The sequence below is a fragment of the Ornithinimicrobium cavernae genome, assembly GCF_003121625.1.
Taxonomy (GTDB): Bacteria; Actinomycetota; Actinomycetes; order Actinomycetales; family Dermatophilaceae; genus Ornithinicoccus; species Ornithinicoccus cavernae.
Map to the genome: position 1 here is coordinate 47,479 of NZ_QDDJ01000003.1, position 13,485 is coordinate 60,963.

Genomic DNA, 13,485 nt, shown 5'->3' on the forward strand with positions numbered 1-13,485 from the left:
GGCCCTGCATCTGAGGGCCGGCTAGAGGGGGCTCCAAGAACGCCACGGCGCTCCAAGAGTCCCGATGCGGCGCTCATGGTGCAGAGCGTGGAGCAGGTGAGGGTCGCGCGGGACAACCCCCATCGCGACCGCAGGGGTCACCAGAGCCCGGTGCCGGCCAGGACCGGCGGCAACCCCGGCGCGCTGAACGGCACGGCCGGACGCACCTCGGCACGCCGCTCCGCGCGGTCGGCCGGGAGGGCGACTCCGTGCGTCCGGAGCTCCGCGGTTGCCGGTGAGTCACCCACTCCGGCATCGCCCGCCGGGACGGAGCGGGCCGTGCCGGTGCCGTTCGTGGCGACGAGAGCGACCTGCGCGGCCTTCGCCCCCGAGGGGGCCCGGTCCTCCAGGGCGTCACCGATCGCGGCGAACACCTGGTCGGTCTCGATGAGGAACCCGTCGTGGCCGTAGCGCGAGTGCACGGTCACCAGGTCGCGGCAGGCGGGGGAGGTGGCGATGCGCTCGCCCTCGCCCGGTGTGAAGAGCCGGTCACTGTCGACCACGACCACGGTGAGGTCGGCCGTGATGCGCCTCAGCGCCGCCTCCACGCCGCCGCGGTCCCGGCCGATGTCGTGCCCGTTCATCACCTCGGTGAGCACCACATAGCTGTTGGCGTCGAACCGGCGGGCCAGCTTCTGGCCGTGGTGCTCGAGGTAGGACTGCACGGCGTAGCGACCACCCGCCGCCGGGTCCTCGCCCTCCTGGGAGTCGGCGCCGAACCGCTCCTGCAGCTCCTCGGCCGTGCGGTAGGTGGCGTGCGCGATCTGCCGGGCGATCTCCAGGCCGTGGCGCGGCCCGGGGCCCGGGTAGTAGTCGCCTCGGTGGTAGGCCGGGTCTCCCTTGATCGCGAACAGCTGGGGTGTGGCCCAGGCGATCTGGTCGGCGGAGGCGATCGCCGAGGTCGCGATCGGCAGGCACCTGCGGACGCGGCCGGGCAGCGTGACGGCCCACTCCAGGGCGCGCATGCCGCCCATCGAACCGCCGACCACTGCGGCGAAGGTGTGGATGCCGAGCCGGTCGGCGAGCAGCGCCTCGGCGCGGACCTGGTCGCGGACGGTCACCCGGGGGAACATCGATCCCCAGGGGCGACCGTCCGGGCCGGGCGACGACGGGCCGGTGGACCCGCGCGAGCCGCCGAGCACGTTGGGCGCGACCACGAAGTAGCGGTCGGTGTCCAGCGCCCGCCCGGGCCCGATCAGGCCCGGCCACCACCCGGGTGTCGGACTGTCCGGTCCGGCAGGACCCTCCACGTGGGAGTCCCCCGTGAGTGCGTGGAGCACCAGCACGGCGTTGTCCCTGGCCTCGTTGAGCCGTCCCCACGTCTCGTAGGCCATTCGCACGCCGGGCAGGGTCTCCCCGGACTCCAGGAGCAGGTCACCGACGGGGAGCGTGCGCCGTCGGCTGCCGGACCGGACAGTGTCAGAGGTCATCGCGGATCAGAGGCCCTTGGCGGCGCGGAAGCCCGTCTCCAGGTCGGCGATGATGTCGTCGATGTGCTCGAGGCCGACGGCCAGGCGCACCAGGCCCGGGGTGACGCCGGCGGCTGCCAGTGCCCCCTCGTTGAGCTGGCGGTGCGTGGTCGAGGCGGGGTGGATGACCAGGGAGCGCACGTCGCCGATGTTGGCCACGTTGGAGTGCAGCTCCAGGGCGGAGACGAACGCCTTGCCGGCCTCCAGGCCACCGGCGATCTCGAAGGCCAGGACGGCGCCGGCACCTTCCGGCAGGTAGCGCTGGGCCAGCTCGTAGGAGGGGTGGCCGGGCAGTCCCGCGTAGCTCACCGAGACGACCTGCTCCTGGTCCAGCAACCAGTTGGCCACCTTCTTGGCGTTGGCGACGTGACGCTCGACCCGCAGGGACAGGGTCTCGATGCCCTGCGCGATGAGGAAGGCGTTGAACGGCGAGATCGCCGGGCCGAGGTCGCGCAGCAGCGTCACGCGGGCGCGCAGGATGTAGGACAGGTTGGTGCCGCCGAAGATCTCGTTGCCGACGCCGAGGTCCTTGCCGAAGGTGAGCCCGTGGTAGCCCTCGTCCGGCTCGTTGAAGTGCGGGAACCGCTCCGGGTGCTGCGCGTAGTCGAAGTTGCCGCTGTCGACGATGACGCCGCCGATCGAGGTGCCGTGACCGCCGAGGTACTTGGTGGCCGAGTGCACGATGATGTCCGCGCCGTGCTCGAACGGCCGGGTCAGGTAGGGCGTGGCGATGGTGTTGTCGATGATCAGCGGGACGCCCACCTCGTGGGCCACGTCGGCGACCGCGCGGATGTCAAGGACCAGGCCGCTCGGGTTGGCGATGCTCTCGCCGAAGAAGGCACGGGTGCGCTCGTTGGACGCGGCACGCCACGACTCGGGGTCGGTCGGGTCCTCGACGAAGGTCACCTCGATGCCCAGGCGCGGCAGGGTCTGGGCGAACAGGTTCTGGGTCCCGCCGTACAGGCTCGGCGAGGCGACGAGGTGGTCACCGGCCTGTGCGACGTTGAGGATGGCCAGGGTGGAGGCGGACTGGCCGCTGGCCAGCAGCAGCGCGCCGACGCCGCCCTCGAGATCGGCGATGCGGTTCTCGACGACCTCGGTGGTCGGGTTGCCGATGCGGGTGTAGATCGGGCCGAGGTCCTCGAGGTTGAACCGTGCGGCGGCGACGTCCGCGTTGTCGAAGACGAACGAGGTGGTCTGGTAGATCGGCAGGGCGCGGGCGCCGGTGGCGGCGTCCGGCGTCTGACCGGCGTGGATCTGGCGGGTGGCGAAGGACCAGGACATGGTGTGCTCCAAGGGGATTCAGGTAAGGGGTGCGCGTGAGCGCGGGGTCAGGGAAGTGTGGGTGGCGCGGCGTGGTGGTGCCGGCTGAGTCGCGCAGACTCGGCCCGGGGACGGGCGTGCTGGTCTCGGGGGCGGACTCAGCGGTTGGGCATTCGACAACAGGTCACAGCAGCGCTCCTTCATGCGTCACTGGGCCCACCGGTCGACGGGCCCGCGCTTGCGGATCGTGGCTCCGGTGCCGCGTCCGCCCGGTCATCACCCGGGGCACCCCACCGCGAGTGGAGGGTTGCCGCCCAACGAGCCGGGGCTTGGCGTTGGGACTCATGACCTGGGTTAGTTGTAGCAGACAGGGATCACCGTGGTCAATTCGGCCAGAAAGGTGCTCGTGACCGTCATTTCGAACGATCTGCGGCACTATGCCGTGGCGTGCGTGGATCATGAGGCTGCCCTTGTCGCGGGGTGCCGACTGGGTAACGTCGTGGCATGGGAACCGACGAACCTCCCCGGGGCGGACGCCCGGACGGGCGCTCCGACATCGTCCGTGCCTTCGACAGGCTGCCCAAGCCGCTGCGCGTGATCCTCTTTGCGTTGGCCGTGTCGTTCGCCGTCGTGATGGTCATCAGCTATGTCACGCAGGGTCGCTGGGGAATGGCCGTCATCTGGGTGGTCGTGACACTGGTGTGGGGCGTCATCGCGCTCGTGCGGCTGGGGGAGGCCGACCGCTATGCCTCGACCCACGTCGACGGCCGGTGACGACGTACCCCGCGTCGTCACCGGCCGTCCGGCAAACCGCCTGCCCTGCCCCCGGGCGGCGGTGGGCTCATCGCCCGGGTGGTCTCACGTGCCGGGCGTCGTACCCGGCCTCACCGGTAGTCCTCGTCGACGTCCTCGTCACCGTTCCGGCGGACCAGCGCGGCCAGGCCCACCAGGACCAGCAGCAGCCCCAGGCCGACCAGGCTCAGGGGGCCGAAGCTGCTCCAGTCCAGGTTCACGTCGGTCAGCTCGACCAGCAGGGCGCCTCCGGCGACCACCAGGCAGACCAGCCCGAGCGCCACGGTCCCCCAGGAGGGGCCCTTGGGTCGGGGCAGTGTCCGCGGGGCCGTGGTCTCCGCACCCTCCGCGGCCCAGTCGTTGTCCATCCGGTCCGGTCCGTCCTGGCCCAGCTGGCCGGTCGTGCCGTTCTCGTCCCAGTTGCTGCTCATCGTCCGTCACCTTCCACCACGACCTGACCGAAACCCACGCGGGCCTCGACCTCTAGCTCGACCGGGCCGTCGCCGACCACGATCTCCTCACCGACGTTGACCCCACCCACCTCGCGGCGGGGATCGCCGTGCACGATGCCGCCCATGCCGGCACCGGCCTCGACACGCACCGTGACGTCGTCCGGCACGAGCACCCGCAGGGTGCCGAACGAGACGGTCGCGGTGATCGGTCCGGTGAGGTCCTGGCCGTCTGCTCCACGCAGGTCGAGCGTCCCGGTCCCGGCGCCGAGCCGGTAGGGGCCGGTGTCACCGGCGTCGGGTGCCCAGGTGTAGTCACCCACCCGGCCCGAGGGCACGAAGTGGTCACCGATCGGCAGCACCGCTGCGGTGACGAGCAGGGCCACGACGGCCACGAACCCGGGGAACCCCGAGGTCCGGCCGGCGAGCCCGAGGACCAGGATCACCAGACCGAGCGACCCGAGGGCGCCCACCAGGCCGATCACGAGCGGGTTGACACCCCAGGCGTACTCCGCGGCGGCCCAGGCCAGCCCGCCGCCGGCGGTCAGGGCCAGACCGAGCCCGAGCAGCGTCCCGGCAGCGCCCGCCGAGCGGCGACCAGGTCGCCGCGGCGCGGGCGGAGGCTTCGGGGCCCGCGGCCGGGACTGCCACCCACCCGGTCCCTGCGGGGCCGAGGGACCGCCACCCGAAGGACCGCCGGGCCCTGACCCCTCGGCGGAACCCCAGCCGCCGTTCGGGTCCGCGCTCCACGCCGACGCCTGGCCACCGGTCTCGCCGCCCCACCGGGAGTCGGTCGTCTCCGTCGCCGGTGTGGCGAACGAGGAGGTCGTCTCATCGGTGCCCGGCGTCCAGGCCGTGGCACCGCCGGTGCCCTGCCCACCGGTGCCGGCCGGACCTGCATACTGATCGGCGCGCTGACCGTAGAACCCGGGCTGCTCCCGCTTGGTCCACTCGCTCCAGAGCCACCAGGCCCCCAGCCCCACGATCACCAGGGTGATCACGCCCCAGCCGAAGAAGCCGCCGTCGGCCCACCAGCCGCCGCCGAACCAGCCGAACGACCCGAACAGGCTCAGCACCGCCACGACCAGGAGGACGACCGACTCGGCCCGCCCGTCCCGCAGCGCCAGCTCCAGGTGGGTCTCCTCCTGACGGTTCGGGATCAGCAGCCACGCGGCCAGGTAGAGCATCACGCCCAGCCCCATCCCGAGGGTCAGCACGACGAAGAGCGCCCGGATCACGAGGGCGTCCACGCCGAGGCGCTCGGCCAGGCCCGAGCAGACACCGCCGATCCAGCTGTCCTGGGAGCGGCGCATGTCGATGCGGCGGAGCCCGGTGAAGAAGGTGTCGGCGCCGCGCGGGCCGGGCTGCCCGCCGCCGGGTGGTGGTGTCTGTGTCATGGCTCCACTGTCCCGCCGATCGGACCCCTGCCGCTATGAGGGTCGACCCTGACCGGACCCTGAGCGCACCCCGAGAGCCTCGGTCCGGGGGCCGGCCGTGGGGGAGGATGGGGTCGTGACCAGCCCACGTGTGCCGCCCCCGCCGGCCGGGAGTGCCCCCCACCGGCAGCGGCCGCCGCTGCGCCGGGGTGCCCACGGGCGGGTGGTCGCTGGCGTATGCCGTGGGCTGGCCGACCACCTGGGCCTGCACCCGCTCGCCCTGCGGGTCGGGTTCATCGCGCTGACCGCCGTCGGCGGTGTCGGCGCCCTGGTCTATGCCTTCCTGTGGGCGACGGTCGAGCCCGCCGAGGGTGCAGCCCCTGCGGGAGGGGACCGCTCGAGGTGGCTCCGTCAGCCGGACACGGGGTCGCTGCTGGTGCTCACCGGGGGACTGGTGATCCTGGTGGGTGGGCTCGCCCTGGTGCAGGCCTGGGGGCTCGACCTGCGGCTGGACATCACCGTCCCGGTGCTGGTGCTGACCACCGGTGCCGTCTTCGTCTGGTCCCAGCTGGACACGAGTGGCCGTGACCGGTTGCTGGCACCGCACGGCGGCAGCCGGCAGCAGGCGATGGGCCGGTTGGTCATCGGGGTCGGTCTCGCGGTCGCCGGTCTGGTGGCGCTCGGGGCCCAGGGACGGAGCCTCGGGGAGCTGCGCGACGTCGGCGTCGCGGTCGTCATCACCCTGGCCGGCGTGGGTCTGCTGGCCGCCCCCTACGTCACCCGCCTCTGGCGTGACCTCAGGGAGGAGCAGGCGGCCACCGCCCGCGAGACCGAGCGCGCCGACATCGCGGCCCACCTGCACGACTCGGTGCTGCAGACCCTGGCCCTGATCCAGCGCCGGGCCGACGACCCGGTCCAGGTCGCCCGGCTCGCCCGTGCCCAGGAGCGCGAGCTGCGCAGCTGGCTGTATGCCGGACCGGTCGGCCCCACCGCCACGCTCGCGGGGGCGGTGGCCGCCGCGGGCCACGAGGTCGAGGACCTCCACGGCGTGCCGATCGAGCTCATCGTCACGGGCGACCGACCCCTGGACGCCGACGGTCAGGCGCTGGTCAACGCGTTGCGCGAGGCGATGCTCAACGCGGTGCGGCACGGGGCCCCGCCGGTCTCGGCCTACGTGGAGGTGGGCACCGGGTCGGTGGAGGCCTTCGTCCGCGACCACGGCGAGGGGTTCGACCCGGAGGACGTCCCGGCGGACCGGCTGGGCGTGCGCGAGTCGATCATGGGCCGGATGCAGCGACACGGAGGGACGGCGCGGGTGCGTCGCCTCGAGCAGGGGACCGAGGTCAGCCTGGAGCTGCCCGTGTCCCGCGAGCCACAAGGAGCAGAGTCATGAGCCAACCGCGTCCCACCGGCAGCCAGGGCACGCCCGCAGCCCGACCCGGCGGACCGATCCGCCTCGTGCTGGTCGACGACCACCGGATGTTCCGGTCCGGCGTCCGCGCCGAGCTCGACGAGGTGTCCGGCAACCGGCTGGAGATCGTGGGGGAGGCCGGCACCGTCGACCAGGCCGTGGTGGTCATCCGGGAGCAGCGACCGGACGTGGTGCTGCTCGACGTGCACCTGCCCGGCGGGGACGGCCGCGGCGGCAGTGATGTCATCACCGGCTGCGCAGGGGTGACGACCGAGTCCGGTGCCCCGGTCCGGTTCCTGGCGCTGTCGGTGTCCGACGCCGCCGAGGACGTCATCGCGGTGATCCGCGCGGGCGCCCGCGGCTATGTCACCAAGACGATCAGCGGGCCCGAGCTCGGTGGTGCCATCGTGCGGGTCGCCGACGGGGACGCGGTCTTCAGCCCACGGCTCGCCGGGTTCGTCCTGGACGCCTTCGGCGCCGCGGCCGGTGAGATCGCCGAGGTCGACGAGGAGCTGGACCGCCTCAGCGCGCGCGAGCGCGAGGTGATGCGGTTGATCGCCCGCGGCTATCAGTACAAGGAGGTCGCCAAGGAGCTGTTCATCTCGGTGAAGACCGTCGAGACGCACGTCTCCTCGGTGCTCCGCAAGCTGCAGCTGTCCTCGCGGCACGAGCTGACCGTCTGGGCGATGGGCCGCCGCCTCCTCTGACGACCCCGACCGGGGCGCGCGGTCGGATGGTCACGGCCTGGCCGGGCGCGGCTGCAGCAGCGCCACGCCGGCCCCGACGACGAGGATCGCCGCGGACAGGAGCAGCCCGGTGCCGAGGTCCGCGCTCAGGTCCGAGACCCAGCCGGTCAGCGTCGGTCCGACGGTCTGCCCGAGACCGAAGGCGATCGTGGCGAAGGCGATGCCGGCGGTCCAGTGCGGCTGCGGCAGGGTCTCCCGCACCGAGATGCTCACGGCAGTGACGACCGCCAGGAAGCTCCCGCCGACGACCGCGCCCGACAGGTAGGCCGCGACCGGGCCCTCCAGCACGACGGGCAGCACGGTCCCGCCCGCCAGCGCGATCATGACCACGACCATCCCGCGCGACCCGCCGAGCCTGCCCAGGACCGGTCCCCACGCCAGCCCGGAGACCGCCGCGGCGGTCCCGACGACGGCCCAGAACCCGGCGATCACCGGGCCGCTCATGCCCTGTTCGGTCAGGTAGGCACTGATGAAGGTGAGATAGGCGATGTAGCCCAGGCCGAAGCACGTGTAGGCCAGCACGACCCAGCCGATGAGGCGCCGGTCCCAGCGCCTGGCGTGCTCCTCGGCAGGGGCGGGGTCCCCGACGTGCCGGGCGGACAGCACGGCCGCGACGGTGGCCACGAGCGCGGCCGCGGCCAGGGCGAGCCAGCCCTGGCGCCACCCCGCACCGTCGGTGACCCCGAGGATCCACGGGACCAGGAGACCCGCCACCACGATCCCTCCGCCGGCGCCCCCGAAGTAGACGCCCAGCAGCACCGCGGCCCGACCGCGGGACCCTCGGTGGCTCGCCTCGGCCACCAGGACGGCACCGATGATGAAGGCCACCGCCCCGGCCAGGCCGGCGACGAAGCGGATGGTGAGGAGCACGGCATACTGGCTGGTCGCCGCGGTGAGGCCGATGGCGAGCGTGGTGACCACCGTGCCACCCAGGAACGACCGCCGTGAGCCGACGGCACGGGCGAGCGGGGTCGCGACGAGCGCGCCGACCAGGTAGCCCGCCGCGTTGGTGGTGTTGAGCGCGCCGGCCGCGGAGTAGGACCAGTCGAGGTCCTCACTCATGGCCGGGAGCAGCAGCGCGTAGGCGAACCGGGCCAGTCCGAGGGCCACCAGGGGACCGGCGGCCAGCCCCAGGGCCAGCAGGAGCCGGCCGTGACCGTCCGCCGCAGCGCGCTGCACAGCCGGGCTCAGACGGCCGGGCGGTCGAAGTAGCTGTGCCGCTCGCGCGCCCGGCCGTCCGCGTCGTAGTCGATGAGGTCGGCGAACCCGACCTCGACCACTGAGCCGTCCTTGAGCCGCCCGCTGAAGACACCCCGGACCGCGACCGAGGTCGTGTCGACGACGAGCTGGTCGATCCGGTGGCTGCCCGACTCGATGACCCGCTCCCCGGCGTAGAACACCTCGAGCGCCTCGCGCCCTCGCATCGGCTCGTAGCCCGGACGGTGGTAGACGGCGTCGTCCGCGAACCAGTCCAGGACGCCCGGGACGTCGCCGGCGTCCACGGCGCGGTAGTAGCGGTGGGTGATCGCTCTCAGGTCCATCAGTGCTCCTTCCGGGCGGCTGCCAGCCGCTGGGCCGCCCGGTCTCGGGCCGCCTGATCGGGTGTCACTCCGCGGTGCTCGGCCTCGGTGAGGATCTCCTCGACCCGCTCGCCGATCCGCTCCAGCGCACTGGCCAGTGTGTCCGCGTCCCAGCCGACGACACCGGCGTGCACCTGGATGACGCCACCGGCGTTGGCCACGAAGTCGGGCACCACGGTGACCCCGGCCGCGCGGAGCGCCTCGCCCGCCTCGGGTGAGTCCAGGGTGTCGTTGGCCGCGCCGGCCACGACCCGGGCGCGGATGCGGTCGGCGTTGGCAGTGGTGAGGACGCGGGCGACCGCGCACGGCGCGAAGACGTCGGTGTCGGCATACGGCGCCTCGTGCGGGTCGACCACGGTGGCGCCGAGCTCCTCGGCCAGCGCCTGCGCCCGGTCTGCATCGATGTCGGCGACCGAGAGGACCGCGCCGTCGGTCGCGGCCAGCCGGGCCAGGTTCGCCCCGACGTGCCCGGTGCCCTGCACGACGACACGGACGCCCGCCATGTCGCGCCCGAGCGCGTGCCGCACCCCGGCGCGCATGGCGGCGTAGACACCGCGGGCGGTATAGGGGCCGGGGTCCACCTCGTCACAGAACGCCCGTCCGCCGCGGGTCTCGATGATGCGCATGTCCTCCGGAGTGGTCCCCATGTCGACGCCGGGGATGTAGGCACCGTTGGTCCGGGCCACGAACTCACCGAAGGCGAGCAGGGCGGCCCGACGCTCCTCGCCCCGCAGCGGTGCCGGGGAGTCCGCCAGGATGACGGACTTCGCGCCGCCGTAGGGCAGGTCCGCGCACGCGTGCTTGAGGGTCATCGCCGCCGCGAGGCGCTGCGCCTCGATGACGGCCTCCTCCGGCGTGGCGTAGGGCCGCCAGCGGGTGCCGCCGAAGCCGGGCCCCAGGGTCGTGTTGTCGATGGCGATGACGGCACGCAGGCCGGTGGTGTCGTCGCGGCAGGTGATGACCTGCTCGGACCCGAAGAGATCGGGAGCCACGCTGCTCCCCCTGCTGTCGTTGCTCATAGGGGGCAGTCCACCACAACGACCCGACGCCCGGTCGGTGGGTGCGAGGATCGGGGCATGGACAGGTCCGCGCTCGCCGTCGCCGCCACGCTCCTCCTGGTCACCGCGGGGTGCGCCAGCGAGGACGACCCCGGGTCGGCGCCCACCACGAGCAGTGCCACCGCCGGCATGGCGGACGGGGGTGGGGCCACCTCCTCACCCGGTGCCGCGCCAGCGGCCGGGACCACCGGGCACGGCGGCGAGGGGACCACCGCGCCGGCGAGCGGGGAGACCGGAGCCGGCCCCTCGGCATACGGCCTGGCACTGCTGGCCACCCCTGCGGGGGCGACCCACCTGACCGTCACCGACCTCGACGCGGTCCGGGAGCGCCTCGGGGTGCCGGAGCTGACCTCGCAGGACCTGATGACCGACCGGCTGGAGTTCTGGCGGGCGGCCGAGGCCTCCACCGTGCTGCTGACCGACGGGCTGCTGCGCGAGGAGAACAGCCGCTACGACCTGACCTACGACTTCACCCAGGACGACGTCGACGCCGAGGTCCGTTGGCGCGGGCCGGACGGCGCCGGCTTCCTGCTCGCCATGCGGCCCGACCTGGACCCGGACCTCGTGCAGGCCGCGATCGACGACGGTGCGCCCGGCCTCGGTGGGGCGGTCCTCGACCGGGCGACCTCGACGGTCCTCGGGGGTGCGACCACCGGTGAGGTGTGGGCCAGCGACCCGGCGCTCGCGGTCGTGGGTGACGTCCCGGCCGAGAGCCTGGTGGTGCGCGACGGCTGTGTCCCGTTCGCCACCGCGCTCGGCGTCGATGCCACGGTGGAGCACCAGGACGAGGTGCTGGCCGCGCACGACGTGGCGTCGCTGACCGGGCTCGAGGCGGTGGCGGTCGCGTTCACGGGCCGCACCGCCACCGTCCGGCTCGCGTACCCGTCGGGGACCTCGCCGGCGACCATCGAGACGGACCTGGCCGCCCGGGTGGCGCTCGGTGAGGACTGGCCGACGACGGAGTCGGTGGGCTTCGCCGACGGTTTCGGTGAGGGGTCGGTGGCGGGGGTGAGCGGGACGGTCGGCGAGCTGCGGTATGCCGTCACGAACCCGGGTGCGGCCGCTCACCTGGTCCTCGCTGACCTGGTCCCGCTGGGCGTGTGCCCGGAGGTCGAGCTGCTCGAGGAGCCGACCGGGCTGTGACGCTCACTGGAGGTCGACGGCCCACCCGCCCTCCATCGTCTCCAGGTCGAAGCGGGCCAGCCCCTGGTGGTCCAGGGTCCACAGGTCGTCGCCGATGACGATCGTGCGCTGCGGTCCCTCGCCCCACGAGTCCTTCCCGGGGGTCGTGCTGACCCGGGCGTCCTCGCGCAGCGTCGACTCGTCGGCACCGAGCGCGATCACCCCGGCGAACGGCGGCTTGTCCGCGCTCTCGGACCACGTCGTGGCGGGAAGGAAGGCCTGCCCCGTGGCCGGCCACCAGGTGAGGGCCCGGTGGTCCCACTCGACGGGCGAGTAGGTGTTCTTCCAGGTGAGCACGTCCGTCTGGACCGGCGCGCTCAGGTCGCTGATGTCGAAGAGCGACACCTGCAGCCCCTCGGTGGCCCCGTTCTCCGGGTCCGCGTCCTGGCCGATCCCCAACAGGGTGTCGTCGCCGATCGGGTGCAGGTATGCCGAGTAGCCAGGGATCTTCAGCTCACCGGTGACGGTGGGTGCGGTGGGGTCGGTGGTGTCGATCAGGTAGAGCGGGTCGGTCTGCCGGAAGGTCACCACGGCCGCCAGGTCCGGACCCAGGTAGCGCACGGCCCGGATCTGCTCGGTGACGCCGAGGCCGTCGACGCGGCCGGTCTCGACCAGGGTGTCCCCGTCCTCGCGCATCATGATCAGCGCGGACTGCGACTCCTGCGACGCTGCACGCGGGTCGGTGGTCGTGGCGACGCGGAGGACTCCGTCCTGCTCGTCCAGGGCCCACTGGCTCAGCAGGAAGCCGTCGACGGTGCCGGAGGCCTGGTAGGTCGTGCCCTCCGGGTCACTGATGTCGAAGGAGTGCAGGTCGGTCCTGGCCGTGCTCCCGTCACCCCACGGCTCCGTGCCCGTGTCGGACCAGCGCCACGGGTCCCACCTGTTGGTCGCCACGATCAGCCGGTCGGTCGAGGCGTACACGGTGCTCCCCGCGGCCACGAGGCCGGCGCCCGAGGTGGGCTGTGGGGTGCCGGAGCCGATGTCGAAGCTCAGCACCGTCATGGTCGACAGGCCGGCGGGATCGCGTGGCCGGGAGATCTCGTCGCAGTCCAGCAGGCGCTCGGTCGACACCGGCTCGCCGTCGGCGCCGAGCTCCTGCACGTGCGGGACCCAGTCGTCGATGGTGGTCTCGCGGATGAGCCGGCGGTTGGCCTCCTCAGCCTCCTCCTCCGAGCTGAGCCGCCCGTCCCGGGGGGAGGTCTGCTCCACCGACGGCGGCTGGGAGACCATGACCATCCGGACGGTGTCACCGATCATCCGCGCCGACGTGTAGGAGCCCTCGATCCGGACGGACCCGACGGTGCGCGGCTCGGCCGGGTCGCTGAGGTCGACGGTCGTGACGACCGTGCGCGGGCTGGGGTAGGCCGTGTGGTGGTCGCTGTCCACCGGGGACCAGCCGGCCCACTCGTGCGAGAGCACCACGAGGGTGGAGCCGTGCAGCAGGAGCTCGCCGGCCTGGACCTGGTCCCTGCGACCGGGCAGAGGCACGGTGCTGATGACCGTCTCGCTGGCGACATCCACGATCTGCACGCGCCCGCTGACGGTGGTGACGATGATGCGGCCGTCGGTCTTGACCAGGTCCGCCTCGTCGACGCCCTCCTCCTGCACGTTGGTGCTGGAGTGTTCGGGTGCGGCGCCGTCGGACTCGGCTCCGGCAGAGGCGTCACCGTCGGCGGCGACCACCTCGTCTCCGTAGCCGTAGCCGCCGAGGCCGTACGGGCCGACCTCCTCCAGGGCGTTGGCCTGGTAGTAGGTGAGCAGGTCGTCACAGCCGGCGAAGCGCTCGATCAGCGAGGCCGGCAGCGCCGTGACGGCCGAGCGGGCGGCGGTCGCGTCCCACCCGGTGGAGCCCTCTGGTGCACCCGGCGGTGAGCTCGCCGGCGTCACGGTGCCCGGGGGAGAGGCGCACGCGGCGAGGGCCGCGACGAGCGAGCAGGTGAGCAGTGCGGGAACGGTGGGACGAGGCATCGTGGCCTCCGGGGGCGAGTAGGGCTGACGGCGTTGTCAGCGGTGTGACGCAGCCCACAGCCCCCGGGTTCCCGCCACCCCTTCTCTCTCTCGACCGGGCACGGTCGCCTGACGATTCCCTCGACAGGCGACGGGGTATGCCGAGGCGACCC

Annotated in this window: 12 protein-coding genes and 1 riboswitch; of the genes, 4 read left to right on the forward strand and 8 right to left on the reverse strand. The window is 73.1% G+C overall.

The window, feature by feature from the left end; all coding sequences use genetic code 11:
* Positions 1-137: 137 nt before the first annotated feature.
* Complete coding sequence (gene metX / locus DA085_RS03630; RefSeq protein WP_109471587.1) at positions 138-1,469, reverse strand: homoserine O-acetyltransferase MetX; 1,332 nt, start codon at positions 1,467-1,469, stop codon at positions 138-140.
* A 6-nt stretch (positions 1,470-1,475) separates the two neighbouring features.
* The gene (locus tag DA085_RS03635; protein ID WP_109471588.1) at positions 1,476-2,792 is read right to left on the reverse strand and encodes a bifunctional o-acetylhomoserine/o-acetylserine sulfhydrylase; all 1,317 of its coding nucleotides are present in this window, start codon (positions 2,790-2,792) and stop codon (positions 1,476-1,478) included.
* A 208-nt stretch (positions 2,793-3,000) separates the two neighbouring features.
* Positions 3,001-3,121: riboswitch (SAM riboswitch) on the reverse strand.
* 154 nt (positions 3,122-3,275) lie between these two features.
* Between DA085_RS03635 and DA085_RS03640 the strand changes: the two genes are divergently transcribed.
* Positions 3,276-3,545, forward strand: a complete 270-nt coding sequence (locus DA085_RS03640) for a hypothetical protein (protein ID WP_109471589.1) — start codon at positions 3,276-3,278, stop codon at positions 3,543-3,545.
* Positions 3,546-3,655: 110 nt separating this feature from the next.
* Here the strand turns inward: DA085_RS03640 and DA085_RS03645 are convergent, their stop codons facing one another.
* Together DA085_RS03645 and DA085_RS03650 are read right to left on the reverse strand one after the other, a co-directional pair.
* Positions 3,656-3,994, reverse strand: a complete 339-nt coding sequence (locus DA085_RS03645) for a hypothetical protein (protein WP_109471590.1) — start codon at positions 3,992-3,994, stop codon at positions 3,656-3,658.
* The gene (locus DA085_RS03650; protein WP_109471591.1) at positions 3,991-5,409 is read right to left on the reverse strand and encodes a PspC domain-containing protein; all 1,419 of its coding nucleotides are present in this window, start codon (positions 5,407-5,409) and stop codon (positions 3,991-3,993) included. The genes DA085_RS03645 and DA085_RS03650 overlap by 4 nt, the downstream gene beginning before the upstream one ends.
* A gap of 115 nt (positions 5,410-5,524) precedes the next feature.
* Between DA085_RS03650 and DA085_RS03655 the strand changes: the two genes are divergently transcribed.
* On the forward strand, positions 5,525-6,781 hold the full coding sequence (locus DA085_RS03655) for an ATP-binding protein (RefSeq protein ID WP_237565294.1): 1,257 nt from the start codon (positions 5,525-5,527) through the stop codon (positions 6,779-6,781).
* Complete coding sequence (locus DA085_RS03660) at positions 6,778-7,506, forward strand: LuxR C-terminal-related transcriptional regulator (protein ID WP_109471592.1); 729 nt, start codon at positions 6,778-6,780, stop codon at positions 7,504-7,506. The genes DA085_RS03655 and DA085_RS03660 overlap by 4 nt, the downstream gene beginning before the upstream one ends.
* A 30-nt stretch (positions 7,507-7,536) precedes the next feature.
* Here DA085_RS03660 and DA085_RS03665 read toward each other — a convergent pair whose 3' ends face one another.
* The 3 genes from DA085_RS03665 to DA085_RS03675 are packed head-to-tail and all read right to left on the reverse strand — an operon-like array spanning position 7,537 to position 10,144.
* Positions 7,537-8,724: a YbfB/YjiJ family MFS transporter gene (locus tag DA085_RS03665; RefSeq protein WP_161958402.1), complete on the reverse strand. Its 1,188-nt coding sequence runs from the start codon at positions 8,722-8,724 to the stop codon at positions 7,537-7,539.
* 8 nt (positions 8,725-8,732) lie between these two features.
* A complete protein-coding gene (locus DA085_RS03670) occupies positions 8,733-9,086 on the reverse strand; it encodes a nuclear transport factor 2 family protein (protein ID WP_109471594.1) in 354 nt (117 codons plus the stop codon).
* Positions 9,086-10,144, reverse strand: a complete 1,059-nt coding sequence (locus tag DA085_RS03675; protein ID WP_109471595.1) for a Glu/Leu/Phe/Val dehydrogenase dimerization domain-containing protein — start codon at positions 10,142-10,144, stop codon at positions 9,086-9,088. The genes DA085_RS03670 and DA085_RS03675 overlap by 1 nt, the downstream gene beginning before the upstream one ends.
* Before the next feature lie 57 nt (positions 10,145-10,201).
* Here DA085_RS03675 and DA085_RS03680 point away from each other — a divergent pair, with 57 nt between their 5' ends.
* Entirely contained in the window at positions 10,202-11,326 is a 1,125-nt protein-coding gene (locus tag DA085_RS03680) for a hypothetical protein (RefSeq protein ID WP_109471596.1), read from the forward strand.
* 3 nt (positions 11,327-11,329) lie between these two features.
* On the opposite strand, the gene DA085_RS03685 is transcribed toward DA085_RS03680, so the two are convergent.
* The gene (locus tag DA085_RS03685; protein WP_109471597.1) at positions 11,330-13,333 is read right to left on the reverse strand and encodes a beta-propeller domain-containing protein; all 2,004 of its coding nucleotides are present in this window, start codon (positions 13,331-13,333) and stop codon (positions 11,330-11,332) included.
* Positions 13,334-13,485 lie beyond the last annotated feature (152 nt).

Coding starts and splice junctions, on each gene's coding strand:
- DA085_RS03680 (WP_109471596.1), top strand. CDS start 10,202: ATGGACAGGTCCGCGCTCGCCGTCGCCGCCACGCTCCTCCTGGTCACC.
- DA085_RS03675 (WP_109471595.1), bottom strand. CDS start 10,144: ATGAGCAACGACAGCAGGGGGAGCAGCGTGGCTCCCGATCTCTTCGGG.
- DA085_RS03645 (WP_109471590.1), bottom strand. CDS start 3,994: ATGAGCAGCAACTGGGACGAGAACGGCACGACCGGCCAGCTGGGCCAG.
- DA085_RS03635 (WP_109471588.1), bottom strand. CDS start 2,792: ATGTCCTGGTCCTTCGCCACCCGCCAGATCCACGCCGGTCAGACGCCG.
- DA085_RS03650 (WP_109471591.1), bottom strand. CDS start 5,409: ATGACACAGACACCACCACCCGGCGGCGGGCAGCCCGGCCCGCGCGGC.
- metX (WP_109471587.1), bottom strand. CDS start 1,469: ATGACCTCTGACACTGTCCGGTCCGGCAGCCGACGGCGCACGCTCCCC.
- DA085_RS03685 (WP_109471597.1), bottom strand. CDS start 13,333: ATGCCTCGTCCCACCGTTCCCGCACTGCTCACCTGCTCGCTCGTCGCG.
- DA085_RS03640 (WP_109471589.1), top strand. CDS start 3,276: ATGGGAACCGACGAACCTCCCCGGGGCGGACGCCCGGACGGGCGCTCC.
- DA085_RS03660 (WP_109471592.1), top strand. CDS start 6,778: ATGAGCCAACCGCGTCCCACCGGCAGCCAGGGCACGCCCGCAGCCCGA.
- DA085_RS03670 (WP_109471594.1), bottom strand. CDS start 9,086: ATGGACCTGAGAGCGATCACCCACCGCTACTACCGCGCCGTGGACGCC.